General features: G+C 66.0%; 19 protein-coding genes. 10 read left to right on the top strand and 9 right to left on the bottom strand.

All coding sequences use genetic code 11. From position 1 onward, the window contains the following. Position 1: 1 nt before the first annotated feature. Positions 2 to 718, bottom strand: coding sequence for an alanyl-tRNA editing protein (locus AC1DQ3_RS31770; protein ID WP_477124093.1), 717 nt, complete (start codon positions 716 to 718; stop codon positions 2 to 4). 50 nt (positions 719 to 768) lie between these two features. Beyond that, a complete protein-coding gene (locus AC1DQ3_RS31765; RefSeq protein ID WP_477124092.1) occupies positions 769 to 1,452 on the bottom strand; it encodes a VOC family protein in 684 nt (227 codons plus the stop codon). A gap of 219 nt (positions 1,453 to 1,671) precedes the next feature. Between AC1DQ3_RS31765 and AC1DQ3_RS31760 the strand changes: the two genes are divergently transcribed. The 9 genes from AC1DQ3_RS31760 to AC1DQ3_RS31720 all read left to right on the top strand — a co-directional run bounded on the left by AC1DQ3_RS31760 (position 1,672) and on the right by AC1DQ3_RS31720 (position 14,827). Then, entirely contained in the window at positions 1,672 to 3,072 is a 1,401-nt protein-coding gene (locus AC1DQ3_RS31760) for an aminotransferase-like domain-containing protein (protein WP_477124136.1), read from the top strand. A 168-nt stretch (positions 3,073 to 3,240) separates the two neighbouring features. Then, entirely contained in the window at positions 3,241 to 5,154 is a 1,914-nt protein-coding gene (gene htpG, locus AC1DQ3_RS31755) for a molecular chaperone HtpG (protein WP_477124091.1), read from the top strand. 169 nt (positions 5,155 to 5,323) lie between these two features. Continuing rightward, positions 5,324 to 5,854 carry a DNA-deoxyinosine glycosylase gene (locus tag AC1DQ3_RS31750; protein ID WP_477124090.1) on the top strand — a complete coding sequence of 177 codons (531 nt, stop codon included), beginning with the start codon at positions 5,324 to 5,326 and terminating at the stop codon, positions 5,852 to 5,854. 124 nt (positions 5,855 to 5,978) lie between these two features. Then, complete coding sequence (locus AC1DQ3_RS31745) at positions 5,979 to 7,409, top strand: Wadjet anti-phage system protein JetA family protein (RefSeq protein ID WP_477124089.1); 1,431 nt, start codon at positions 5,979 to 5,981, stop codon at positions 7,407 to 7,409. Next, positions 7,402 to 8,088, top strand: coding sequence for a DUF4194 domain-containing protein (locus tag AC1DQ3_RS31740; protein ID WP_477124088.1), 687 nt, complete (start codon positions 7,402 to 7,404; stop codon positions 8,086 to 8,088). Before AC1DQ3_RS31745 ends, AC1DQ3_RS31740 begins: the two co-directional genes overlap by 8 nt. Continuing rightward, a complete protein-coding gene (locus AC1DQ3_RS31735; protein ID WP_477124087.1) occupies positions 8,078 to 11,749 on the top strand; it encodes an SbcC/MukB-like Walker B domain-containing protein in 3,672 nt (1,223 codons plus the stop codon). The genes AC1DQ3_RS31740 and AC1DQ3_RS31735 overlap by 11 nt, the downstream gene beginning before the upstream one ends. Continuing rightward, positions 11,746 to 12,909, top strand: a complete 1,164-nt coding sequence (locus tag AC1DQ3_RS31730) for a Wadjet anti-phage system protein JetD domain-containing protein (protein WP_477124086.1) — start codon at positions 11,746 to 11,748, stop codon at positions 12,907 to 12,909. The genes AC1DQ3_RS31735 and AC1DQ3_RS31730 overlap by 4 nt, the downstream gene beginning before the upstream one ends. Positions 12,910 to 13,087: 178 nt before the next feature. Beyond that, a complete protein-coding gene (locus tag AC1DQ3_RS31725; protein WP_477124085.1) occupies positions 13,088 to 13,843 on the top strand; it encodes a tetratricopeptide repeat protein in 756 nt (251 codons plus the stop codon). Between the two features lie 108 nt (positions 13,844 to 13,951). Beyond that, positions 13,952 to 14,827 carry a class I SAM-dependent methyltransferase gene (locus AC1DQ3_RS31720; RefSeq protein ID WP_477124084.1) on the top strand — a complete coding sequence of 292 codons (876 nt, stop codon included), beginning with the start codon at positions 13,952 to 13,954 and terminating at the stop codon, positions 14,825 to 14,827. A 69-nt stretch (positions 14,828 to 14,896) separates the two neighbouring features. Here AC1DQ3_RS31720 and AC1DQ3_RS31715 read toward each other — a convergent pair whose 3' ends face one another. Continuing rightward, the gene (locus AC1DQ3_RS31715; protein WP_477124083.1) at positions 14,897 to 16,537 is read right to left on the bottom strand and encodes an ABC transporter substrate-binding protein; all 1,641 of its coding nucleotides are present in this window, start codon (positions 16,535 to 16,537) and stop codon (positions 14,897 to 14,899) included. 242 nt (positions 16,538 to 16,779) lie between these two features. Between AC1DQ3_RS31715 and trmB the strand changes: the two genes are divergently transcribed. Continuing rightward, positions 16,780 to 17,454, top strand: coding sequence for a tRNA (guanine(46)-N(7))-methyltransferase TrmB (gene trmB, locus AC1DQ3_RS31710; protein WP_477124082.1), 675 nt, complete (start codon positions 16,780 to 16,782; stop codon positions 17,452 to 17,454). Positions 17,455 to 17,511: 57 nt separating this feature from the next. Here trmB and AC1DQ3_RS31705 read toward each other — a convergent pair whose 3' ends face one another. The 6 genes from AC1DQ3_RS31705 to AC1DQ3_RS31680 form a co-directional block, all read right to left on the bottom strand. Next, positions 17,512 to 18,714, bottom strand: a complete 1,203-nt coding sequence (locus AC1DQ3_RS31705; RefSeq protein WP_477124081.1) for a DUF2863 family protein — start codon at positions 18,712 to 18,714, stop codon at positions 17,512 to 17,514. Positions 18,715 to 18,846: 132 nt separating this feature from the next. Continuing rightward, the gene (locus AC1DQ3_RS31700; RefSeq protein WP_477124080.1) at positions 18,847 to 18,984 is read right to left on the bottom strand and encodes a hypothetical protein; all 138 of its coding nucleotides are present in this window, start codon (positions 18,982 to 18,984) and stop codon (positions 18,847 to 18,849) included. Between the two features lie 258 nt (positions 18,985 to 19,242). Continuing rightward, complete coding sequence (acnA, locus tag AC1DQ3_RS31695) at positions 19,243 to 21,948, bottom strand: aconitate hydratase AcnA (protein WP_477124079.1); 2,706 nt, start codon at positions 21,946 to 21,948, stop codon at positions 19,243 to 19,245. 330 nt (positions 21,949 to 22,278) lie between these two features. After that, a complete protein-coding gene (locus AC1DQ3_RS31690) occupies positions 22,279 to 23,730 on the bottom strand; it encodes a bifunctional 2-methylcitrate dehydratase/aconitate hydratase (protein ID WP_477124078.1) in 1,452 nt (483 codons plus the stop codon). A gap of 73 nt (positions 23,731 to 23,803) precedes the next feature. Beyond that, positions 23,804 to 24,328 carry a hypothetical protein gene (locus AC1DQ3_RS31685; protein ID WP_477124077.1) on the bottom strand — a complete coding sequence of 175 codons (525 nt, stop codon included), beginning with the start codon at positions 24,326 to 24,328 and terminating at the stop codon, positions 23,804 to 23,806. 186 nt (positions 24,329 to 24,514) lie between these two features. Further along, positions 24,515 to 24,871: citrate/2-methylcitrate synthase (locus AC1DQ3_RS31680; protein WP_477124076.1), on the bottom strand; the 357-nt coding region annotated here is incomplete at its 5' end.

Below are 24,871 nucleotides of genomic sequence, written 5' to 3'. Positions count from 1 at the left end.
GTCACGCCGCGAACTGCACGACCACGCGCCGGTTGGTGCGGCTCTTCTTCTCGATCTTGGTCACCACCACCTGGCCGATTTCCCCGGTGGCCGCCACATGGGTGCCGCCGCAGGGCTGGCGGTCCACGCCGGGGATTTCGATGATGCGGATGGCATCGCTGCCTGCCGGCGGCGCCGCGCCCACGGTACGCACCAGTTCCGGCTGCGCGGCCAGCTCCTCGGGCGTGATGCGTTCGATGGCGACCCGGCTGTCGGCGCCGATCAGCGCGTTGAGCTGCTCGGTGAGCAGGGCTTTGTCGAGCGTGGATTCGGGCAGGTCGAAGTCGATGCGCGCCGTGTCGGGCGAGATGCCGCAACCGGTCACCGGCACCGGGATCAGCGAGCCCAGCAGGTGCAGGCAGGTATGCAGGCGCATCAGCCGGTAGCGGCGCGCCCAGTCGATGGAGACGGCGACGATATCGCCGGGCTCCGGCAGCGCGGCGCCCGCTTCAGGCACGTGCAGGATATGGCTGCGGTCCGGGGCGTACACCGTCTCCAGCAAGGCGATGGTGGCGCCGTTGGCCAGCTTGAGCGTGCCGGTATCGCCCGCCTGGCCGCCACTGCGGGCGTAGCACACGGTCTGGTCGAGTTCGATGCCTTCAGCATGCACGGCCACCACGGTGGCGGTGCAGCTGCCGAGATAAGCGTCGTCGTCGAAGCGTTTGCGGGTGGTGGACATCGGTTGGTTTTCCTTTTGCTTTTGTTGTTGTTCTTGTGGTTGTTGCTTTCTTAGCGCAGCGTGCGAATGCCGTCGGGCGTTTCTATCTCCGCGCTCAGTTCCGCGCGGGCGGACGCCTCCGGGACGAACGGGCCGCCGCCCAGCCATTGCATGGCCTCGGCAAGCCGGGCCGCCTGCGGATGGTGCGCCCGCAGGGAGCGCAGCGCCAGGCCCTGGTTTGGCAGCCGGGACGAAGGATGAGCCGATACATCCCACTGGATCAGCGTCGGGAGGATGCCGTCGCCGGGAATCGCCGCGGCAGCCGCATCGTCGCCCGGCCACGACGGCAGGCTGCCGTCTTCGGGCACGGTGATACGCCAGCGCAGGTCGCCACGGCGCATCGGGATGACCGGCGGGAGGCGATCGGGGTACTGCGCCTGCCACAGGGACAGGTCGGTTGGCCGCGCCACCCGCGCTACCCAGTGCAGCAGGAAGGGACCATGGCCCAACCGCGCCTGTATCGACTCGGAGTCCAGGCCAAACCAGCGCGGCCGGGTGGGCGCCGGCGCCTCGGGGTCGATGGCGATCACCTCGATGTAGGTCCCGCCGAACAGGCCGAGCAGGCAATTGTGCGTGCCCATGCCAGGGTGGGCGCCGCCCGGCAGGGGCGTCACGCCCAGCGCGTCGGCGACATGCTGCGCCCCCGCGGCAAGCGTGGGAGCGGCGATCACGAGGTGGTCAAGGGCTATCGGCATTGTGTGTTGATGGTAGACAAGGTTGTCGGTACAGTACCGGTACAGTTATGCAGAACATTCTCAGTACAGTGGCGGGAGCAAGGCATGAACAGCAGCGAACCGGTTGCACCAGGGCTCAAGGATAAAGGAGCCGGGGCAGACAGGCATGACGGCGTGGCCTCCCAGGCGGGAGAGCAGGCGCGGCCGTTGCGCCTGGTGCTGCCGCCGCCCACCGAGCGCATGCCCGATCCGGTGCCCTCGGCGCAAATGACGCTGGTGGAGCAGCTCACCGAATGGGCGCGGCTGCGCATCGACGAGCGGGTGTTCCGCGCCGGCATGCGCATGCCCTCGATCCGCCAGCTCGCGCAGGAAAAAGGCATCTCCCGCTTCACCGTGGTCGAAGCCTACGAGCGGCTGGTGGCGCTGGGCTACCTCGAATCGCGCCGGGGCTCGGGCTTCTACGTGCGCGAGCGGACGCCGCAGGCGGCGGCGGTGGCGCCGGTGGCCACCGGCGCGCGCAATATCGACGTGACCTGGCTGCTGCGCAGCATGTTCCACTCCACCGAGCCGCATAAATCGCCCGGAATGGGCTTCCTGCCCAACGACTGGCTGGACGGCGAACTGATCGCCAGCGCGCTGCGTGGCCTGGGCCGCCAGCCGGGCAACCATTTCCTCGCCAGCGGCACGCCCCAGGGCTTCCTGCCGCTGCGCCAGCAACTGCGCAACCGCCTGGCCGAACTGGAGATCGGCGCCACTCCGGACCAGATCGTGCTGACCTCCGGCATTACCCAGGCGCTCGACCTGATCGCCCGGCTCTACCTGCGCCCGGGCGATGCCGTACTGGTGGGCGATCCGGCCTGGTTCGTCATGTTCGGCCGCTTTGCCGCCCAGGGCGCGCAACTGATCGGCATGCCCTACACCGCCGAAGGCCCGGACCTGGAGGCGCTGGAACGCATCCTGCAGGCGCGCCGGCCACGCCTGATGGTGATCAACTCGGTCCTGCACAACCCGACCGGCACCTCGCTGTCGGCCGCCAAGGCCTTCCAGCTGCTGCGGCTGGCCGAGCAATACGACCTGCTGATCGTCGAGGACGACATCTACTGCGACCTGTGCCCGCCCGGCCATGCCGCCACCCGGCTGGCCAGCCTGGACCAGCTGCGCCGGGTGATCTACCTGGGGAGTTTTTCCAAGACGCTGGCTGCCAACCTGCGCGTGGGCTTTATCGCCGCCCACCCGGAACTGGCCGCCAGCCTGACCGACAGCAAGCTGCTGGCGGGCCTGGCCTCGCCCGAGATCAACGAGCGTGTGCTTTATAAGGTGCTGACGGAAGGGCACTACCGCAAGCACGTGGAACGGGTGCGCAACCGGCTCGACCGCGCCCGCGACGAGACCCGGCGCACGCTGGAACGGATGGGCCTGGCGCTCTTTCCCGGCCAGCACGCCGGCATGTACCTGTGGGCGGACACGGGCYGGGATACCAATGCCGTGGCCGTCGCCGGCCACGAAGAGGGCTACCTGTTCGCCCCCGGCAGCCTGTTCTCGCCTTCCCAGATGCCCTCCGGCTGGATGCGCTTCAACGTGGCCAGCAGCCACGATGCCGAGATGCTGGCCTTCCTGGCGCGCCAGCTGGAACGGCGCTAGCGCAGCAGGTACGCAGCAGGTACCTGCACGCCGCATCTTGAAAACCACGCCGCCGCCCCTACCTTTGCGGACACCGGCCTGATGCCGGGCCGGCACCTGGAGGGGGCGGCCTGGCTCTGCCACATTGCCCAGATTCCCAAGATTCCCAAGCTTGCCAAGAGGAGAACCATGACCGCACCGCACGAGACGATGAGCTTCCAGGCGGAAGTGAAGCAACTGCTGCACCTGATGATCCACTCGCTGTACAGCAACAAGGAAATTTTCCTGCGCGAGCTGGTATCGAATGCTTGCGACGCCACCGACAAGCTGCGCTTCGAGGCGATAGCCAATCCGGCCCTGCTCGAGAACGACGCCGACCTGGCCATCCGCATCGAGGCCGACCCAAAGGCGCGCACGCTGAAGATCACCGACAACGGCATCGGCATGAGCCGTGACGAGGCGATCCGCAACCTCGGCACCATCGCCCGCTCGGGCACCAAGGAATTCTTCCAGCAGCTCTCCGGCGACCAGCAGAAGGACGCCGCGCTGATCGGCCAGTTTGGCGTGGGCTTCTACTCGGCCTTTATCGTGGCCGACAAGGTCACGGTGGAAACGCGCCGTGCCGGCATGCCCGCGAGCGAAGCCGTGCGCTGGGAAAGTGCCGGCGACGGCGAGTTCAGCGTGGACGCCATCGATCGCGCCGAGCGCGGCTCCACCGTCACGCTGCACCTGCGCGAAGGCGAGGACGATTTCCTCTCGGCCTGGAAGCTCAAGGGCATCGTCCATAAGTACTCCGACCATATCTCGCTGCCGATTCGCATGCCCAAGGAAGTCTGGGATGCCGAAGCCAGCGCCTACAAGGCCACCGGCGAGTGGGAAAGCGTCAACCAGGCCAGCGCCCTGTGGACCCGTTCCAAGTCGGACATCACCGAAGAGCAGTACACCGCCTTCTACCAGCACATCGCGCACGACAACGAAGCGCCGCTGGCCTACACCCACAACCGTGTCGAAGGCCGCAGCGAATACACCCAGCTGCTGTACGTGCCGGCGCGCGCGCCGTTCGACCTGTGGGACCGCAACCACAAAGGCGGGCTCAAGCTCTACGTGAAGCGCGTCTTCATCATGGACGACGCCGACCAACTGCTGCCGGCCTACCTGCGCTTCGTCAAGGGCGTGGTGGATTCGGCCGACCTGCCCCTCAACGTCTCGCGCGAACTGCTGCAGGAAAGCCGCGACGTGAAGGCCATCCGCGAAGGCTGCACCAAGCGCGTGCTGTCGATGCTGGAAGCGCTGGCCGACAGCGAGGACGAAGCCGAACGCACCAAGTACACCACCTTCTGGCAGCAGTTCGGCCAGGTGCTCAAGGAAGGCCTGGGTGAAGATGCTGCCAACCTGGAGCGCATCGCCAGGCTGGTGCGCTTCGCTTCCACGCATCAGGACAGCGCCGAGCAGAGCGTGGCGCTGGCCGCCTACGTGGGCCGCATGAAGGAAGGCCAGGACAAGATCTACTACGTCACGGCCGATAGCTGGTCCGCGGCCAAGTCGAGCCCGCACCTGGAAGTGTTCCGCAAGAAGGGCATCGAAGTGTTGCTGCTGACCGATCGCGTGGACGAGTGGATGCTGTCCTTCCTGCGCGAGTTCGACGGCAAGGAACTGGTCTCGGTGGCACGCGGCGACCTGGAACTGGGCGCCCTGGCCGATGCCGACGAGAAGGCCGAGCAGGAGAAGGCCGAAGGCGACTGGAAGGCAGTGCTGGATGTCGCCAAGACCGTGCTGGAAGGCAAGGCCAAGGACGTGCGCGTCACGCTGCGCCTGACCGAATCGGCCTCTTGCCTGGTTTCCGACGAAGGCGACATGAGCGGCTACCTGCAGCGCATGCTGAAGCAGGCCGGCCAGAAGGCGCCGGACGCCCAGCCGATCCTGGAGCTGAACCCGGACCACGCGCTGGTGCAAAAGCTGCGCGCACTGGTGGAAGCCGGCCCCACGGACGAAGCCTTTGGCGATCGCGTGCATGTGCTGTTCGACCAGGCCATGCTGGCCGAGGGCGGCACGCTGGACGATCCGTCGGCCTACGTGCGGCGCATCAACAAGCTGCTGGCCTGACGCACCGCCGGCTACGCTGCGTCGTAGCGGTGGCTTGCTCCCCTCTTCCGCTGATGGAAGAGGGGCCGGGGGAGAGGGGCAGGCGTTCGCAGCAAGCCAACGCACGCAAGCCGCGCACGCGCCTGTCTTCCCTCCGGGCCCGCCGGCGCCCGCGCAGTACACTAGCCCCATGCCAGCCCCTTCCCCAGAATCCCTCCCGCTTCTCCCCCCCGATCTCCAGCAAGGCCTGCCCCCGGTCATTGACCGGCACACGCGCGTGCTGGTGCTGGGCAGCTTTCCGGGCGCGGCTTCCCTGGCGGCGCGGCAGTACTATGCGCACCCGCGCAACCAGTTCTGGCCGCTCCTGGGTGCGCTGACCGGCGAGGCGCTGCCCGACTTGCCTTACGCGGAGCGGCTGGTGCACCTGCTGTCCCATCGCATCGGCGTGTGGGATGTGCTTGGTGCCTGCGTGCGCGAGGGCAGCCTGGACTCCAATATCCGCTATCCGCAGGCCAACGACTTCGCGCGGCTGCATGCGCTCGCGCCCGAGTTGCGCCGCGTCGGCTTCAACGGCGGCACTTCGGGGCGTTTCGCTGCGCAGTTCGCGGCGGCAGGCTATGAGACAGTGGTGCTGCCATCGTCGAGCCCGGCGCATGCGGCGCGCAATTTCGAGCAGAAGCTGGCGCTGTGGCGTGCGCTCCTGTCACAATCCCTCCCGTAAGAATAAGCAGGCGCGAACGTTTCCGGACAGTGCAGTCGGGGGTGGTATCGTACGCTTTTGGTCGCTGCGTCGATGTTACGCAGGCGCAACGCCAGGATATCAAGGAGATGGGACATCAGCCGCCATGGTGGATTCGGATTACCCGCAGTTCTTTCGTCCGCTGACGCTGAAGAGGCGCCGGCTGATCGCTGCCTGCATCCGCGCATTCTATGCGCGGCTTTATGGTTCCCATGCCGACTACCGTTCCATCCTCGGGCGCGAGGACTTGCGTGACCTGTTTGTTCAGACCATGCAGTCCGCCACGCTGCCGGCCGACCTGGCCGGAGAAGATGGCGAAGACGGATTCGCAGCCGGTGACCTTGCCGACGACCAGAAGCTGGCAAGCGCCATCGTGCGTCTGCTCGTCGCGGACGGCTGGCTCGAAACCGCCGAGGATCGCGTTCGACTGGTTACCGCCTATCGCTTCACCCGCGCCGGCAAGATCTTCGCTCAGGCGCTGACGCTGGCCGACCGCCCACGCGAACGGACCCGCCAGCGCAACATGCGCTCCTGCAAGAATGCTCTGGGTGCCTTCATCGAGCGCCGCGACGTGGAGGACCTGCTTGACGCCTATGAGTATGCCGATCGCGTCATTGCCGACCTCTCCGAGGACATCGAGCTCTTCTACGACCTGGCCCGCAAGATATTGCTCGATGCACATGTGCAGGGCAATTGGGATGGGTTCATCGAGTTCGTCGAGCGACGTTTTCGTGATGAGTTCTCGCCCCGGCTGGTCTATGACAATGCCGAGCGCCACCGGCTGGACATCGGGGCGCTGATCGAACGTCTTAACGAGTTGAGCGCAGCCGAGATGCAGGCCATTGACGATGACCTGGCCAACCACGCGGCATGGGCCGCGCAGGCCGCGCCGGACGGGGCTATCTTGAGATGGATGCTGGATCGGATCGACGAGATGGTGACCGCGGCCTGCCGGACGAAGCAGCCGGAATTGTTCCGGGCCATGGAAAGCTATGTCCGCCGCCATGTGGTTTTGCTGTCGCAGAGCCTGTTCATGGGGGCATCGGGCAGCGGGGCCGCGTTGTCCACCTTGATTCGCCGCCTGGGGGAGATGCCGGAGCGGGAGCAGGGCGCGTGGCTGGAGCGGCAGGGAGCGGCGCTCGCACCGGTGAGCGTGGCGTTGTATGATCCCGCCGCGGTGCAGCCGAGAAAGGCTGCCGAGCGTAACCGGGCGCAGGCCGTGAGCATTGTTCCGGAGATCACGCGGGAAGAGCGGTTGCGTCAATTCGTGCGGCAAGCGGAGGAGCGGGCCTTCTCCTTGTCGCATCACGATGTCGTGAATTACCTGCTCGGTTCCATGGATGGCACGGGCGCGCTGCGCCTGTCCGGGTTGCCGGTCGACGATGCCATCCAGGCGTTATCGTTGTTGCGGGCCGTCGAGGCAGCACGGGACCATGACGGACTGGAGGTGGAGCGGCTAGACGCCGAGCCGCTGGACAATGCCATCATGTCGGGCACCGACTATGCAATCAGGAGGCGCCACATCGGCCATGGATGAGATTACGATTGGGCAACTGGTGGAAGCGGAACTGAAGGCGAGGGGCGTCAGGCCGGAGGCGTTCCGGCAGATTCTCGGCCGCCTGTTCGGGCTGTCCATCCTGCACCGGGAGGACAGCGCCATCGAGCGTCAGCTCTACGACGACGCCGTGCGTATCGAGGGCCTGCTCAATGCGTATTTCGATGTGGGCGGGTTCCGGCTGCTGCACGAGCGGCATCAGAGCTATTTTCGGCTTTACCCGCCGGGGGCGCGCGTGCCGGGATTGCCCGCCGAGGACGATGCGATCGCGGTGGACGCCGTGCGGGCGAAGCTCTCTGCCGATTTCGTGGCATGCTGCCTGGTGCTGCGCTTGCTGTACAACGAAAGCCTGCGGCAAGGCTCGATCAACGAACGCAACGAGGCGCTCGTCACAGTGGAATACCTGAATGCCACGCTGACTGCGCAGGCGCGCCGCTCACTGCCGGCCAAGACTGCGCGGGAGAAGCTCTTCGCCGACCTGAAGCGTGCCCGCCTGATCGATTACCGGGCGGATTCCGAGGTGGAAGATGCCGACGCTCTGGTCGCCATTCGTGGCACGATCCTGCAGTTCGTGGCGGATTCCGCCATCGATGCCCTGCTGGCGGAAACACGCACGCCCGTGTCGGCCGTCACGCCGCCGGAGCCTGACGATGAAGCTTGAGAAGCTCATCCTGGTCAACTGGGGTTTCGTGGTGTCCCGGGAATACCCCTTTGGCGACACCACCTTGCTGTCGGGTTCGACCGGCGTTGGGAAGTCCTCTTTCCAGGACGCGATCCAGCTGGTCATGACCGGCGGCAAGCAGCACATCAACGTGTTCAACTCGGCGCAGGACGAGAGCGGCGCCTCGCGCGCGGGCGGCAAGGTGAGGCGGACGCTGGCGTCCTACGCGGTAGGCATGCGCGACAACCTCTGCGTCCGGCCGTATGGGTCGCACACCTATGTCGTCGCCGTCTTCGCGCCCGATGCCGGGGAGTCCGCCGAGCCATTCACCGCCGTGGTGGCCGTGGAAGCCGCCGTGTCCGGTACGCGCGAGCAAGGCCGCAGTGTCGACGTGGCGCGCAAGCTCTACTTTGTGCTGCCGGGCAGCCGCGCGATGGAGGCGGATTTCATCGAGTCGCGCAAGGCCAATTCGATTACGGCGGTGAAGGTCGAGGATATCTACCATCGGCTGCGGCAGCGCTATCCGCGCGTCCTGCCGTTCGAGAACAGCATCGAAGACTATCTGTGCAAGCTCTATGCCGAATTTCGCGGTGGCGGCAAGACGCTGGTCGGGCCGCGCGAGGCCGAAGCGGCGGCGCGGGCTTTCGTCCAGTCCATTGCCCGCAAGACCGTCGGCTCGGTGGACGAGCTGATCCGGGAGCAGGTGCTGGCCGAGCCTGATTTCTCCGATCAGATCGGGCATATCGCGTCGCTCATGCAGAACGTGCAACGTCTGCGCAAGATCGCCACCGAATTACTGGCGTGCCGGGAGCGGCTGGGCGTGCTGAAGGCGCACGCAGATGCGTTCCTTGCCGCGTTCGAAGAGGCCATGGAGGCCGAACTGGGCGAGGCGGTGCGCCTGCAGCAGGATGTCGAGGAGGAGATCCAAAGACTGCAGGCCTGCCGGCGCCTCGCCTTGGTCGATGTGGAAAAGCAGCAGGCGCTTGCCGACCGGCATGCACAGGCGCTAAAGCGCGCCACGGAATTGCACGGCACTGCCAAGGGGCGGCTCAATGGCAATCCGGTGGCGCAGGATCGCGAACGGATCGGCCGCGAGATAGCCGTGGCCACCGAAGGTCGATCCCGTATCGCGCTGGACGTCCTGGCCGCCCTGACGGGTTTGCGCGGCGTGCTGGACGAACTGGCTGCCCTGGCTAAACTGCCAGCAGGACCGGTCTGCGCCTACGCACCCCATGCGGAGCGGCTGGTTGTCGATGCCGCGCCGATCGATGCCGCCGACGGCCAGGCCGCCGCGCGCGAGCTGGCGGCGATGCTGACAGGCGCGCCGATCGACCCGGCGAGCCTGCGGCGCGACCGGTTCGCCAGGCTGGATGCCGCTCTGGCTCCCATTGCGCAGCGGCTGCACGGCGCCGATGGCCTGTATGGGGCAGTGGTTCAGGAGCAGGCGCGGGAGTCGGATCGCGCTGCCGCCCTGCAAGGGGAAATCGATGACCTGAAGCGGCGCCGGCAAGGGCTGGAAGATGGTCACTTTGACTTGCCGGCGCATGTGGAGGCCGCGGTCCGATATCTCGAAGCCCGGATGCCGGGCGCCCGTCCAAGGGTGCTTTGCAACCTTGTCCAGCCGCGGGAGGGCTCACGCTGGCAGAACGCCATCGAAGGGCTTCTGGGCGGCAACCGCTTCGTGATCCTGGTGGACGCGCAGTACGAGGCGAGCGCCATCCGGGCACTGCGGCACGAGCTGCCGGCGGCCAGGCAAGGACGAGAGGCTTCCGTGGTGCAGGGTGAACTGGCCAGGCGGCGGGCGGAAAACCAGGCGCTGTCGCCCGATGCCGTGCTGCAGGAACTGGTGATCGCCGATGAGACCGCGCGCGCCTATCTGATTGCAAGCTACGGCCGTTATGTCAAGGTGGCGGATGCGCAGGCACTGCGCGGCGCGCCACAGGCACTGACCGTGGACGGCATGGCCAGCGGCGGCTTCAAGATGTTTTCGTCATGGGTGGAGGACGGCGAACTTGCCTTCGGTGCCGAGGCGCGGCGCAAGCGCGTGGTGCGGCTTGCCCGGCAGATCGATGAAAAGACGCGGGAGAGGGACGCACATCGCGCAAGCGCCGCGGCGTTGGCCGCATGGGGCGCGCGTCTGCTCGGCCTGAAGCACGTGCCTGTCGCACCGATGCTGGACAAGCTGGGTGAGACGCAGCGCGGACTGAGTAGTCTCGCGGCGCAGCTCGCCAGTCTGGATGACGCCGATCTCATCGTGCTGGAGCGCCGCGTGGCGCGTGCGGAGCAGCTATTGGACGGCCACCAGCGCCTATCCAATACCGCGTCACGCTCAGCGGGCGAAGCGGCCGGCCGGGCGCGTGGCTTCGAAGCGAGCATCGCTGGCGCCGAAGCCAGGCTTGTCGGGTGCCAGGACGGCGTGAGACAGGTCAACGCCCGCGTGGCTGAACTGATCCGGCTCAATCCGCACTTCGATCCGGTCCGGTTGGACCAGCGTGCCCGGGAAGCGGCCAAGGAGCAGACCTCCGCGTCCTTCGATGGACGGCGGCGCCAGCAAGCCGGCCTCTACCGCCAGGAGCGCGAGGCATTCGAGCGGAAACTGGAGGCACACAATCTCTTGTCTTCCTCGTTCGATGAGCGGGTCGACTTTCAGCCTTGCCAGTCGACGCAGGGGGAGTACGAGTGGCAAGCCTATGGCGGCGTACCCGCCGCCCGGCGGCAGATCTCGGCCATGCTCGAACGGCTCGACCAGGTGCGCATTCTCAACAACACCAGCGAGCTGCGGGGCGCCGAGAAGAGCTTCAACAATACCTTCAGCACGCATTTCGCGCTGGCCGTACGCACCGCCGTGGAGCAGGGCATCGATCCGCTCAAGCGGCTCAATGAGAAGCTCAGGCGCCTGGCATTCGGCGAGGACCGTTTCGAGATCGAGTACGGGCAGATGGTCAAGGAGTACAAGAAGTACTTCGACCTGTTCCAGGAACTGAATCGGCTGGCCGAGACGCAAACGCCGGTGGATCTGTTCTCGGCGGTTGAAGGCGTGCTGTCCGCCGACAGCCTCGTGGCGCTGGACGACATCAAGCAGCTATTGCTGGACACCAACCGCGATCACGCGTTGCGGCGACTGAAGGACATAGCGGACTACCGCAACTATCGCCAGTATGACATCCGCAAGTATTCGGAAGATGGACGCGAGGCGTCCCTGGCGAGAATGGCGACGTTCTCGGGAGGCGAGCTGATGACGCCAGCCTATCTCGTACGGGCCGCTGTGCTGGCCCAGGCATTTCGCCAGTTCGAGAAGACGCCGAGCCTGAAGCTCATGATGATCGACGAGGCCTTCGACAAGATGGACGAGGGTCGCACCGCCGCCGTGATGCGCTATCTCAATGAGAATCTTGGCCTGCAACTGGTGGTGGCCATGCCGTCCCGCGCATCCGGCCCCCTGCTCGAGTTGTTCAGTTTCGAGCATCGCTTTTCCCTGATGAAGGTGGAAGGTCTGGCAGGGGAACTCGATAGAATTACCGAAGTGGACAGTTCCCTGTTGAAGGCTGACCGGTTGCATGCCCTCTGGACTGAGCGCCGGGCGACGGTGCGGCGTGAAGCGGTAAGTCAGTTCGACTTGCAGGAGGCACGCAAGCAGTTGGTCTCGGACATGGGGACATGAGCGCCGACGGCATTCCGGGGCGCCGGCAGGCCGCCCTCACCGCGTTGCTGAATACGCTGGTGGACCGCATCGAGGCGAAGCCGTTTGCCGAGCGGCGCCGCGATATCAGCTTCCCGCTGAGTGCCGGAACGTGGCCGGAATTTTTCGCGATCGCCGTCCACGGCGAACGCATGTTCGTGTGGCGCGCCCTGGAAGCGCTGCAGGCGCAGCCCGGGTTGGCGCTGGTGCTCGACCAGCGTCGCGGCCAGCGGGATCTTGATATCTGGGAGCGCTCACCAAAGCTCGTCATTGCCGCGCAAGCGGAAGCGTTTCTTCGCGACGAGACGGGGCGCCAGCCCAGTGCCGTGGTCGCCTGGATGGCGCAGTGGCGGCAGGCTGTGACGGCGCGTTTCGGCAATGCGGCGCTGTGCGAGCGGCTGCTGTCCCGTCCCATCCTCATCCTGCCACGTTCGCCGGAGCAGGTGCTGGAGCGTCTTGCGGGCATCCCGGCGCTTGCCGGCGAGCAACTCATGCTCCATGAGGTGGCAAGCCGGCAGTTCTGGGGCTTGTCAAAAATTCTCAACGGCCAGCAAGAGACTATTGCCCTGTTGCTTGACACGGATGTCTGCCCCTTTCCGGACAAGCCGGTGCAATTGCTGGTAGCCGCCCGCACAGCCGATCCTGCTGCCCCGATCCTGTTTGTGGAAAATGCCGCAACGTTCGAATCGATGGCAGCGGGGAGGCTGAGCGCCGCCGAAGGTTTTATCCTGATCTACGCATCGGGATACAAGGCGAGCGCGAGGCGGCTGCGCCAGTCGGGTGGCAGCTCCGTCTATTTTTCCCCGGGCGTGTTCGAGCGGAATGCGGCATTGGGACGTAGCTTTCTTGCATGGCTGCATGGCACCGACGTCACGCTCCCGGTTTATTTCTGGGGCGACCTGGATTTTGCGGGAATGGATATTCTCAAGGAGTTGCGCGTGGTATTCCCAGGCGCGCAAGCGTGGCAGGCTGGCTACGATGCGCTGCTTGCACGCCTGCTCGCGGGGGAGTCCCACGCGCCGGGCGAAGCAAGGAAGACGGGCCAGGCCGATCCGGGCCTTACCGGCTGCCCTTATGCGGACGAAGTGCTGCTGCCAGCACTACGCAGGCTGGGCCGATTTGTCGACCAGGAGAGTCTGTAGCGTCCCGGCTGCGAATAGGCGGTGTCAAAGTAGCCATAGCATGCCGCGTCATCGCCGGCGCGCGCTCCGCCCGCCGTTTCGGGGTGAACCGGAGCCATGGCGCGCACATCTGTCACAATCTCGGGCATGAGTGCCGGTGGAGAGTCTGCCGGCGGGCGCTTTGCAGGATAGATAGACAATGTCGTATTTTGGAATTGGCTTTCACGTCATCATCGCCGTGTTCTTCGCGGTGCACGCGGTGCGCACGCAGCAGGGCATGTATTGGCTGCTGATCCTGTTCGCCTTCCCGGGGCTGGGCAGCCTGGTGTATTTCTTCGCCATCTACTTGCCGGGCCTGCGCCAGACGCGCGGCGCGCGGGCCGCCACGCGCGCCATTGGCCAGCTGGTCGATCCCAACCGCGCGGTACGCGAGGCGCGCGACGCATTCGACCGCGCGCCCACCGTTGATCACCGCATGCGCCTGGGGGCCGCTTTGCTGGATGCCGGCGACCCCAAGGCTGCACTGGAACATTACGAGGCCGCCGCCAGCGGTCCGTTCGCCACCGACCCGGCGCTGCTGCTGGGCCTGGCGCGCGCGCAGTTCGCCACGGGCGGCCATGCCGCCGCCGTGGCCGCGCTGGAGCGCCTGTTCGCGGCCCAGCCGCAGTCTCGCCAGCAGGCCGATCCGGCCTTGCTGTATGCCCGCGCGCTGGCAGCCTCGAACGCGCCGGGCACGCGCGCCGCATTCGGGCAGGCGCTCACCTGCGCCAGCGATGCCGCCGCGCGCTGCCTGTTCGCCGACTGGCTGACAGCGCAGGGCGAGCCGGCCGACCGCGAGCGCGCCCAGGCGCTGTACGCCGAGATCGTGCACGATGGCAAGCACTGGCCGCGTCACGCCCGGGAGCACAACAGCGAATGGCTGCGGCGTGCCCAGGCTGCGCTCGGCAAGGCGTGACTTGAACGATCTGGCGCCGGCAGCTGGCATATCGCGGGACCATCGCCTGCCACCTTGTTATGTGCCGCCTACGCTGGTGGCACGCCGATTTGTTTTTTCCTGACCACCATGACTCTTCTCAAACGCAAATCCATCGAAGCCGTGGCCTCGCGCCGCCCCGCGCGTGGCACGCGCAGCCGCGACGGCGCGGCAGCGCTGCGCGAGGAAAAACGCATGACGCCGCGCTTCGCGCCGGTGACCTTTTCTGAAATGGAAGGCGTGCGCTACCTGCATTTCGGCACGGAATGGGTGCAGGGTGCGATGCGCTTGCGCAAGCCCGATGCCATCGAACTGGAGTACGCGCAGCAGATGATGGCGTGGCTGCTGTTCCTGTCGCCATCGGCACCGGATTTTCATGTGACGCAACTGGGGCTTGGCGCCGCCGCGCTGACCAAGTTCTGCCATCGCCAGTTCAGCCGTGCACGTGTTACCGCGGTGGAACTGAATCCTTCCGTGATCGTGGCCGGGCGCAGCATGTTCGGCCTGCGCGAGGACGACGAGCGCCTGACCGTGCGCGAGCAGGATGCCTGGGACTATGTGATGGATGGCGCCCACACGGGTGCCCTGGACGTGTTGCAGGTCGACCTCTACGACGCCACCGCGCGTGGGCCGGTGCTGGACACCACGGCCTTTTACAAGGCCTGCCGCCGGGTGCTGAAAGCGCCGGGCGTGATGACCATCAATCTGTTTGGCGACCACGACAGCTTCCCCAGGAATATCGTGCGGATCTGCGAGGCATTCGATAACCGCGTGCTGGTGTTCCCCGAAGTGCATGACGGCAATGTCATTGCCCTGGCTTTCAACGGGCCGGCGATCGATGTGCCGTGGGAGGTGGTGGAGGCGCGCGCCGAGGTGGTGGAGGACGCTACCGGTTTGCCGGCACGCGACTGGGTCAGGAAACTGCGGGCGGCGAATGCGCGGCAGGAGGACGGCCTGCGCATTTGATCGGGAAGCGGAGGATCTGCTTCCCGCGGCGCCGGCTTTGAACGCCGGCGCCGCGAGGGCAGCACTCGCTTACTGCTTGTGGAAGAACTGCGCGAGCGACCATTCGTCGGTTCGCGCTTCGTACTTCAGGTCCTTGCGCATCGCCCACATCGCCAACTGGCTGTGCGACGGGATGATGGCGTGATCCGCCAGCGCGAACCTGGCCGCGGCACGTGCATTTTCCTCGCGCGCCTTGTCGCTGCTCACCGTGGTCAGCGATTTCTCGATCAGCTGGTCAAGCTGCGGATTGCTGTACTTGCCCCAGTTCCACGTTCCGTATCCCGTCTTGGGGTTCGGTGTGCCGGTGATCGAGCGCAGCGCCACGTCGGCCGCCGCCGATCCCCAGCCCAGCATCTCGAAGGAAAAGTCGCCCTGGCGCGCGCGCGTGAAATACGCCGCCACCGGCAGCGTCTCCACCTTGGTCTGGATGCCGATGCGCGTGAGCATGCTGGCGGTGGCCTGCGCCACCGCGGCATCGTTCAGGTAGCGGTTATTGGTCGCGTGCAGCGTCAGCCCGAACCCATCCGGATAGCCCGCCGCGGCCAGCAGCTTCCTGGCGCCTTCGGGGTCGTAGGCCTCGGGCTTGGTGCCGGGATGGCCGAAGATCTGCGGCGAGACGATCGAGGAGGCCGGCACGGCCAGGCCTTCCATGATGCGGCTGACGATGGCGTCGCGGTTCAGGGCCTTGCTGATGGCGGCGCGCACGCGCGCGTCCTTGAACGGGTTCTTGCCGAGCGGCTTGCCGGCCTTGTCGGTGACGAAGGGCGGGTTGTCGCGCGACTGGTCCATCTGCCAGAAGATGGTGCGCCACGAAACCTGCTGCTCGATGCGGAACTTGGGGTTCTGCCTGAGCCTGGCCACGTCGGCGGAGGGCACGCTTTCGATCACGTCGACATCGCCCGAGAGCAGTGCCGCGCTGCGCGCGCCGTTGTCCGTGATGATGCGGAAGATCGCGCGATCCCATTCGGCCTTGGGGCCCCAGTAGTCGGGGTTCCTGGCCATCACGATTTCCTGCCCGCGCGCGAAGCGCACGAACTTGAACGGCCCGGTGCCGATCATCGCCTTGCCCGAATCGAAATCGGCCTGGGTCAGCGTGGCGGCGATCTTCTTCGGCATGATCGGCACGCTGTTGAGGTCGTTGGCCAGGTTGGCGTAGTTGGGCACGCTCATGGTCAGGCGCACGGTGAGCGGGTCGGGCGTGTCGATGCGCGCGATGGGCTTGGTGTAGCTGGTGAAAGAGCCCGGGCTGTTGGTGAGCTTCTCGGGGCGCTCCAGCGAGGCCTTGACGTCTTCGCTGGTGAACGGCGTGCCGTCATGCCATTTCACGTTGGGGCGCAGCTTGATTTCCCAGGTGATGGCGTTGACCGGCTTCCACGACAGCGCGAGACCCGGGATGTAGCGGGCGTTCTTGTCCATGAACACCAGCGACTCGAAGATATGTAGGGCGATGGCGTTGTTCGGCCCGGCGTTGTTCCACTGCGGATCCATCGAGGTCACGTCGGCGGACAGGCCGACGCGCAGGTCTTCGGCCTGCGCCGCGCCGGCGGGCAGCAGCATCAGCGCGGCGCTGCCGAGCGCGATGGCGGCGCCGGCCTTGAGCAGCGCGCGGCTGGGCGACAGTGCGGTCTGGCGGCCGGAAGGTTGACGTGTGCGGCGTGGTGTGGCGTTCATCGAGATGCGCTCCTCGTACGAGCCGTCGCCCGCATGGATGGGCGGCGGCGGGTTCTCAGAAGGGGTGGCTGGGCTTGCCGGCCCGCTCGCTCACCCCGGCTGTGCGCATTGTGCCGTCAAATCGACATCGGCGTGCGACATGCGCGTCATGTCCTGATGCGCGCAGCAGCGGGTGGGCCTTGTTCGTGCCTCTGGCCGGCGCCGTGGCCCCGTGCGCCACGGCAGCCGGTAGAATCCCGCCCATGTTCGCCAACTCCCGCACCATCACCTCGGCCCAGGCCGATGTCCACGAGCACCTTGCGGCGCGCGTCGCCCGCCACCTGAACGAGCCCTTTCGCAAGCCGATCGGCGAGCCCAGCCGGCGCGCGCTCGATCTTGCGCTGCAGCAATGGCAGCAGGCCGGCGCCGCGCCGCTGATCCTGGATGCCGGCTGCGGCGTGGGGGAGAGCACCTTGCGCCTGGCGACTGCCTTCCCCGGCCACTTCGTGATCGGCGTGGACCAGTCGGAGAAGCGGCTCACCGGCGGCAAGGACTGGTGGGAGGGGCCGATGCCTGCCAATTTTGCGTGGGCCCGCGCTGACCTGGTCGATGTCTGGCGGATGTTGCAGGCGGATCAGGTGCCGGTGGAGCGCCATTACGTGCTTTATCCCAACCCCTGGCCAAAGATCGGCCATCTGGGGCGGCGCTGGCAGGGCCATGCGGTGTTCCCGGCACTGGCCGCGTGCGGAGACTACCTGGAGTGCCGCAGCAACTGGCAGGTCTATATCGATGAGTTCGCCCAGGCGCTGGTGCTGGTCGGCCGGCCGGTGCGGGTCGAGCCCTGGCAGCCGGCCGAGGCCATCACGCCGTTCGAGCGCAAGTACGCGGCTTCTGGCCACGCCTTGTGGCGCTGCGTGAACGAAGCCGCGGCAGCCTGAAAGCAAAACGGCCCGCGCAAGGCGGGCCGTCGGTCAGGCGGATAAATAAGGAACGGCTCAGTGGAACAGCGGCTGCTGCGTGGGCGCGTCTTCCGGCAGTTCGGCGTGCACGATCTCGCCGGAGCGGTCGGCGTAGAGCGGCGTGCCGCAGTCTTCGCAGTACTCGGGGTCGAACAGCGCAGCGTGGCGGAAGATGTCTTCCACGCCGGCATTGCGCAGTTCCTCGCAGATCTGCTCCAGCGGGTTGTCCTTCTCGCTGGCGTCGATCTCGCCGGACTCGCGCCCGTACACCGGCCAGACGATGCCGTAGATCACATCCTTCTCGCCGCGCATGGTGAAGCCCACGCGGTATTCCTCGACTTCCTCCTCGCCAAACGCCGCCACCACGGCCGCCATCTGGCCGGCGGGCACGTCCAGCGTGCCGCACAGGTAGTTGACGGCGGCGCGCACGGTCAGCGGGCGGATGCTCTTGTCGGATTCGCGGCAGGACAGGAAGAAGGCGTCCGGCAGCAGCAGCTCGAACTCGCAGCCGGGCATCAGCACCGCGATCGACGGCTGCACCTGGGTACGCCATTGCTCCAGGCACACCGTGCGCTCGGCATGGTGCTCCTTGGCATCTTCCTGCCAGCGGAACAGGGCCTGCTCGTGCGGCGCCACCACCACCGCCAGCAGGTAGCGCGGATCGGCCAGGATCGGCGCGGTTTCCGGCAGGTCGCGCAGGTCGACCTTGGGCATGGCGCCGGCCATGGCGGCGGACACCAGCTTGTAGGTCAGGGCAAAGGTGTCGCTGTGCGTGCGCGGCAACTGGTCGATGCTGTACAGGTATGGCGATAGGGCCATCTTGGTGTTGGCCGCCAGCACATGCGCCTGCATGTGCACCGCGAGCGTCTGCGACAGCTCGGGCTTGAGCGCGCCGGACGGGATGGCGTAACGGGTGTGGGCCAGGATGGGCGCGGCGATCAGCAGGGCGTCGTAGCTCACGCCGTCGATTTCGACGGTGGCCGACTCGGCCAGGGTCTCCGCTTGTTCGGCGAGTACGTCGGAGGCGTCGGCATTGTGCTTGAACAGGTGTTCGAGCGCTGCGTCGAGCGCGGACTGGCTGCCGTTCTTCAGGAGCCGGCCCAGGCGTTGCGAGAGCCGCCGCTCCCAATACCCATCCTCCATGCGGCTGCCCGAGGCATCGAGCGCAAGCGCATCGGCCACCAGACGCTCGGCGTCAGGCGAAAGACGTTGGGAAGCCTTGGGGCGAAAACCTGCCATAAGTCGAAATTATCCGTTTTTCCGTAAAACGGTATTCTACTCGCTGCGTTGACAAAAAATGCCGCCAGGTGTTGGGTGGCTGTCCTGCGTGGTGTCGGGCAGGCTTGCGCGCGCCGGGAAGCGCCGGAGCTGTTACTTCTGCGCGGGGGTCTCCGGCGCGTGGCTTTCCACGCCGTGCTGCTCGCCGCCCATCGAGATGTCACCGCCCTTGGACAGCAAATAGAGTGCCGCGCCGGCAATGACGACGAATGCGATGAAAATCTTTGCCATGGTGTCTCCTGTGCGATTGAGGCGGGCAGGCCGGCATGGCTGCCCCGCGCGATGTTGCGCTCTTGTTGGTGCGTCGGAGTTTGGCAGGGCAGGCTTGCGTGGAACTTACACCGGCGGCCTCGGGTAAGCCCGGGTAAAGCGGCGGATGCGGCGCTTTCAGGCGGCGCGCCAAAGAAAAACGCCGCTGGCCATGTCCTCCGTGGAGGCGCAGGGCCAGCGGCGTCATCCCCGGGCCCCGCAGGGCCCGGGGCTTGCCGGTCAGGCGGCCAGCAACTGACGCAGCACGAACGGCAGGATGCCGCCGTGGTTGTAGTAGTCGACCTCGATCGGGGTGTCGATGCGCAACAGCACCTGCACGCGCTGCGCGTCGCCGTTGGCGCGCTTGATCACCAGCGTCACATCCTGCTGCGGCTTCAGTTCGCCCTCGATGCCTTCGATGTCGAAGGTCTCGTTGCCGGTGATGCCCAGCGTCTGCACGCTGTCGTTGCCTTTGAACTGCAGGGGCAGCACGCCCATGCCGACCAGGTTGGAGCGATGGATGCGCTCGAAGCTGCGCGTGATCACGGCCTTGACGCCGAGCAGCTGGGTGCCCTTGGCGGCCCAGTCGCGCGACGAGCCGGTGCCGTATTCTTCGCCGCCGAACACCACGGTGGGTGTCCCTTCGGCGATGTACTTCATGGCAGCGTCGTAGATCGACAATTCTTCGCCGGAAGGCTGGTGCAGCGTCACGCCGCCTTCCACGCGCGAGCCGTCGGGCTTGACCGGCAGCATCAGGTTCTTGATGCGCACGTTGGCGAAGGTGCCGCGCATCATGACCTCGTGGTTGCCGCGGCGCGAGCCATAGCTGTTGAAGTCCGCCTTGAGCACGCCGTTGGCCAGCAGGTACTTGCCCGCGGGCGACGATTCCTTGATCGAGCCGGCCGGGGAGATGTGGTCGGTGGTCACGGAGTCGCCGAAGACACCGAGGGCGCGCGCATTGCGTACGCTGGACTGGGTGGCGGCCGGTTCCATGCCGAAGCCCTCGAAGAAGGGCGGCTCGGCGATATAGGTCGACTTCGGCCAGTCATAGACCTGGCCCTTGGTGCCCTTGATCTTGCCCCACAGCTTGCTCGGCTTCTTGACCTGCTCGTAGTTGACCTTGAAGACCTTGGCGTCCATCGCGTACTTCATCAGCGCATGGACTTCTTCGGAAGTCGGCCAGATGTCGCCCAGGAAGATCTCGCGGCCGCCCTTGCCGATGCCGACCGGCTCGGTCATCAGGTCGCGCGTGACGTTGCCGGCGATGGCGTAGGCCACCACCAGCGGCGGCGAGGCCAGGAAGTTGGCGCGGATGTTCGGGTGGATGCGTGCCTCGAAGTTGCGGTTGCCCGACAGCACGGCGGCGGCCACCAGGTCGTTCCTGGTAATCGCTTCGTTCAGTTCGGGCGTCAGGTCGCCGGCGTTGCCGATGCAGGTGGTGCAGCCGTAGGCGGTCACGCCGAAGCCCAGCTTTTCCAGGTAGGGCAGCAGGCCGGCGGCTTGCAGGTACTCTGTCACCACGCGGCTGCCAGGGGCGAGCGAGGTCTTGATGTGCGGTGCCACCTTGAGGCCGGCTTCCACCGCCTTCTTGGCCAGCAGGCCTGCGCCCAGCAGCACGCTCGGGTTGGAGGTGTTGGTGCAGGAGGTGATGGCGGCGATCAGCACGTCGCCGTTTTTCACGTCGAGGCCGTCGGTCGTCGTGTAGGTCTTGTCCAGCTCGGCGATGTCCTTGTTGAACCCGTTCTCGGCGGTCGGCTTGGCGAACAGCGAGGCAAAGGTGGTCTTGACGTCGCCGATCTCGATGCGGTCCTGCGGGCGCTTGGGGCCGGCCAGCGAGGGGGCCACGGTGCCCAGGTCCAGCGTGACCACGTTGGTGTAGTCGATCTCACCGGCCTTGGGCACGCCGAACATCTTCTGGGCGCGGAAATAACCCTCGAAGGCGGCGATTTCTTCTTCGGTGCGGCCGGTGCCCTTGAAGTAATCGATGGTCTTCTCGTCGACCGGGAAGAAGCCCATGGTGGCGCCGTATTCCGGTGCCATATTGCCGATGGTGGCGCGGTCCGGCAAGGCCAGGCTGGCGGTGCCTTCGCCGAAGAACTCGACAAACTTGCCGACTACTTTCTCGCGGCGCAACATTTCGGTGATGGTGAGCACCAGGTCGGTGGCCGTCACGCCTTCGCGCAGGCGGCCCTTCAGTTCCACGCCGACCACATCGGGGGTCAGGAAATAAACCGGCTGGCCCAGCATGCCGGCTTCCGCCTCGATGCCGCCCACGCCCCAGCCCACCACGCCGATGCCGTTGATCATGGTGGTGTGGCTGTCGGTGCCGACCAGCGTGTCGGGGTAGTACACGCCATCCTTCTTGTGCACGCCGCGCGCCAGGTATTCCAGGTTGACCTGGTGCACGATGCCGAAGCCCGGCTGCACCACGCCGAAGGTGTCGAAGGCCTGCATGCCCCACTTCATGAACTGGTAGCGCTCGTTATTGCGCTGGAATTCCAGTTGCATGTTCAGGTCCAGCGCCTTCTTTTCGCGGAAGTGGTCGATCTGCACGGAGTGGTCGACCACCAGGTCCACCGGCACCAGCGGCTCGATCTTCTTCGGGTTCTGGCCCATTTTCTCGGCCACGTTGCGCATCGCCGCCAGGTCCGCCAGCAAGGGCACGCCGGTGAAATCCTGCAGCACCACGCGCGCCACCACGAACGGGATCTCGTCGACGCGCTCGGCGACGGGCTTCCAGTTGATGAGCTGCTTGACGTGTTCCTCGGTGACTTTCTTGCCGTCGCAATTGCGCAGCACCGATTCCAGCACGACGCGAATCGATACCGGCAGGCGCTCGACGGCCACGCCGAGTGCCTTGCCGAGTTGCGGCAGGGAATAGAACTGACCCTTGCCGGACGGGCCGAACTTGAATTCTTTCAGAGTCTTGTTGAGATTGTGGGGCATTGCCTTACTCCAATCGAAGGATTGCGCGGACTAGCTGTGGACTCGTATATCTGCGTCTGGGCCGCCGGCGGCCTTGAAACAAGCCTGCCTCGCGGCCCCCGGCGCCGTGGCGACGCCGTGGGTCATGCCTACTGCCTTCTTGCTTTTCTTGCTGTTGGGATTCCCGGTGTCTGGATTCTTGCGGATCTGCTTCGCTGCTGCTTTCCTGCTGGCTGGCTCTACCAATGTACGTGCCGCGTGGATTTTAGGCCAAGCCGGCATGCCCCGTCAGCCTTCCGCTCGCATTTCGCTCGCATTTGGCTCGCATTCCGCTCCGTTTTTCCCGGCGGCTCAGATCACGTACAGGTCGACGTACTCGTTGACCGGCATCGCTTCCAGGCGGGCCTGGTCCAGCGACACGGCCAGGATGGCCTGCTGCTGCCTGGCCGGGAAGCGGCGCGCCAGGTTGGTCCTGAACTTCTCCACCAGCAGCGGGATGCCTTCGGCACGGCGGCGTTTGTGGCCGAGCGGGTATTCCACCGCCACTTCGGGCAACACGGTGCCGTCGTTCAGTTCCACTGTCAGGGCATTGGCGATCGAGCGTCTATCCGGGTCATGGTAGTCGGCCGTGCACTGCGGGTCTTCCACGCACACGATCTTGTCGCGCAGCGCATCGATGCGCGGGTCCGCCGCGGCCTTGTCTTCGTAGTCCTCCGCGGTCAGGCGGCCGGACAGCAGCGGCACCGCCACCATGTACTGGATGCAGTGATCGCGGTCGGCCGGGTTGGCGAGCGGGCCCTGCTTGTCGATGATGCGGATGCAGGCCTCGTGGGTCCGGATGGTGACCTTCGCGATGTCCGCTGCCGTCTTGCCCGCGGCGGCGAGCTGGCCATGCAGGGTCATGGCGGCTTCCACGGCGGTCTGCGCGTGGAATTCGGCCGGGTAGGCGATCTTGAACAGCACGTTCTCCATCACGTAGGAGCCGTACGGACGCTGGAATTTGAAGGGCTGGCCCTTGAACAGCACGTCATAGAAGCCCCAGCCCTTGGCGCTGAGTACGGAGGGGTAGCCCATCTCGCCGGTCCTGGCGATCAGCGCCAGGCGCACGGCGCGGCTGGTGGCATCGCCGGCGGCCCAGCTCTTGCGGCTGCCGGTGTTGGGGGCGTGGCGATAGGTGCGCAGCGATTGCCCGTCGACCCAGGCAAGGGATACCGCGTTGAGGATCTCGTCGCGGCTCAGGCCGAGCATCTGCGCGACCACGGCGGTGGAGGCCACCTTGACCAGCACCACGTGATCCAGGCCGACCTTGTTGAAGGCGTTCTCCAGCGCGATGCAGCCCTGGATCTCATGGGCCTTGATCATGCCGGTCAGCACGTCTTTCATGGTCAGCGGCTTGCGCCCGGCGGCCACGTTGTTGCGCGAGAGCCAGTCGGCGGTGGCAAGGATGCCGCCGAGGTTGTCCGAAGGGTGACCCCATTCGGCGGCCAGCCAGGTGTCGTTGAAATCGAGCCAGCGGATCATGGCGCCGATATTGAAGGCGGCCTGGATCGGGTCGAGCTGGAACTGCGTGCCGGGCACCCTGGCACCGTTGGGGACCACCGTGCCAGGCACGATCGGGCCCAGCAGCTTGGTGCAGGCCGGGTACGACAGGGCCTCCAGGCCGCAGCCGAGGGTGTCGATCAGGCAGTTGCGGGCTGTGTCGTAAGCGAGCGCGCTCTTGATCTGGTACCGGGTGACGTAGTCGACGATATCGACCAGGACCTGGTCAGGCTCGGGGCGGACATTCGAACCGTGTGCGGACATGGCGTCCTCTCGGATTTTTGTGCTTCCTGATGCCCATTGACATGGCCGGGCGAGGCCCGGCCATGTCCGGTAGTTACTGCTTGGGGGCGGCAGGCGCTTCCGCGGCCGGCGCGGACGGGGCGACCAGCAGGGGTGTGGCTACCGGGGCACGCAGCGCGCCCGCCTGGGTCGGCGCCGAGCCGCCGGCCTGCATGTCGGCAGTCTGGCACTCGTCGGCCAGGCGCTGGCCGGCATTCTTGTTGAACAGCATGGCCTTGCTCGGGATCACGACCAGGTCCATGCCGGAGCGTTGGTCGAAATAGCGGTCGGCGCCAGTCACGGTGGACAGGCGTGGGAGGCGGTATTCCTTGCCCTCCCAGTTCACTGTGATGACTTCGTCGCGCTGCATATTGCCGCCGATGTACATGACGTGGCCCAGTTCGCACTGCCATTTTTCGCCACTGGGTGTGACTGGCTCGGCGGCGACGGTTTTCGTGCTCTTCTTGGCCGGGGCCTTTTTGGCGTGGACTGGCTTCTTGGCCGGTTCCTGGGCCATCGCAACACCGGCGGTGGTCAGCGTGAACGCGCCAATGCAGGCGGCGAGGACGAGATGCTTCATTCTGTAGGTTCCTTCTGGAGTTGGGTCAAAGGCAGTGGACTGCCGCAAAAGGCCGGCATGCATATATCCGCCGCTATTCTCTACGATTTGAAAGTCGGGGCGTACTACCCCTACCTTCGGTTACACAATTGAGCGCCGCGGCTGGCTGACCAAGGCTTTCTGCTCCATGGTAGAACGCTTTTGCCCCTATTTACGCTTACCGATCGGCACGAACTTCAGGTTCTCCGGACCCGTGTAGTTGGCGCTGGGGCGGATGATCTTGTTGTCGATGCGCTGCTCGATGATGTGGGCAGCCCAGCCCGAGGTGCGCGAGATCACGAACAGCGGCGTGAACATCGCGGTCGGCACGCCCATCACGTGATAGCTCACCGCGCTGAACCAGTCGAGGTTGGCAAACATCTTCTTGCCTTCCTGCATGGTGGCTTCAATGCGATCGGCAATGTCGAACATCTTCATCGAGCCGGCGTCGCTGGACAGCTTGCGCGCCACTTCCTTGATCACCTGGTTGCGCGGGTCGGAAATCGTGTACACCGGGTGGCCGAA

It is taken from the genome of Cupriavidus sp. 01T418 (assembly GCF_056398885.1).
This window is presented reverse-complemented; position numbering and strand designations above follow the sequence as displayed.

Bases quoted from the DNA above. Each gene is read 5' to 3' on its own strand.
- AC1DQ3_RS31770 (WP_477124093.1), bottom strand. From the start codon at position 718: ATGTCCACCACCCGCAAACGCTTCGACGACGACGCTTATCTCGGCAGC.
- AC1DQ3_RS31765 (WP_477124092.1), bottom strand. From the start codon at position 1,452: ATGCCGATAGCCCTTGACCACCTCGTGATCGCCGCTCCCACGCTTGCC.
- htpG (WP_477124091.1), top strand. From the start codon at position 3,241: ATGACCGCACCGCACGAGACGATGAGCTTCCAGGCGGAAGTGAAGCAA.
- AC1DQ3_RS31750 (WP_477124090.1), top strand. From the start codon at position 5,324: ATGCCAGCCCCTTCCCCAGAATCCCTCCCGCTTCTCCCCCCCGATCTC.
- AC1DQ3_RS31745 (WP_477124089.1), top strand. From the start codon at position 5,979: ATGGTGGATTCGGATTACCCGCAGTTCTTTCGTCCGCTGACGCTGAAG.
- AC1DQ3_RS31740 (WP_477124088.1), top strand. From the start codon at position 7,402: ATGGATGAGATTACGATTGGGCAACTGGTGGAAGCGGAACTGAAGGCG.
- AC1DQ3_RS31735 (WP_477124087.1), top strand. From the start codon at position 8,078: ATGAAGCTTGAGAAGCTCATCCTGGTCAACTGGGGTTTCGTGGTGTCC.
- AC1DQ3_RS31730 (WP_477124086.1), top strand. From the start codon at position 11,746: ATGAGCGCCGACGGCATTCCGGGGCGCCGGCAGGCCGCCCTCACCGCG.
- AC1DQ3_RS31725 (WP_477124085.1), top strand. From the start codon at position 13,088: ATGTCGTATTTTGGAATTGGCTTTCACGTCATCATCGCCGTGTTCTTC.
- AC1DQ3_RS31720 (WP_477124084.1), top strand. From the start codon at position 13,952: ATGACTCTTCTCAAACGCAAATCCATCGAAGCCGTGGCCTCGCGCCGC.
- AC1DQ3_RS31715 (WP_477124083.1), bottom strand. From the start codon at position 16,537: ATGAACGCCACACCACGCCGCACACGTCAACCTTCCGGCCGCCAGACC.
- trmB (WP_477124082.1), top strand. From the start codon at position 16,780: ATGTTCGCCAACTCCCGCACCATCACCTCGGCCCAGGCCGATGTCCAC.
- AC1DQ3_RS31705 (WP_477124081.1), bottom strand. From the start codon at position 18,714: ATGGCAGGTTTTCGCCCCAAGGCTTCCCAACGTCTTTCGCCTGACGCC.
- AC1DQ3_RS31700 (WP_477124080.1), bottom strand. From the start codon at position 18,984: ATGGCAAAGATTTTCATCGCATTCGTCGTCATTGCCGGCGCGGCACTC.
- acnA (WP_477124079.1), bottom strand. From the start codon at position 21,948: ATGCCCCACAATCTCAACAAGACTCTGAAAGAATTCAAGTTCGGCCCG.
- AC1DQ3_RS31690 (WP_477124078.1), bottom strand. From the start codon at position 23,730: ATGTCCGCACACGGTTCGAATGTCCGCCCCGAGCCTGACCAGGTCCTG.
- AC1DQ3_RS31685 (WP_477124077.1), bottom strand. From the start codon at position 24,328: ATGAAGCATCTCGTCCTCGCCGCCTGCATTGGCGCGTTCACGCTGACC.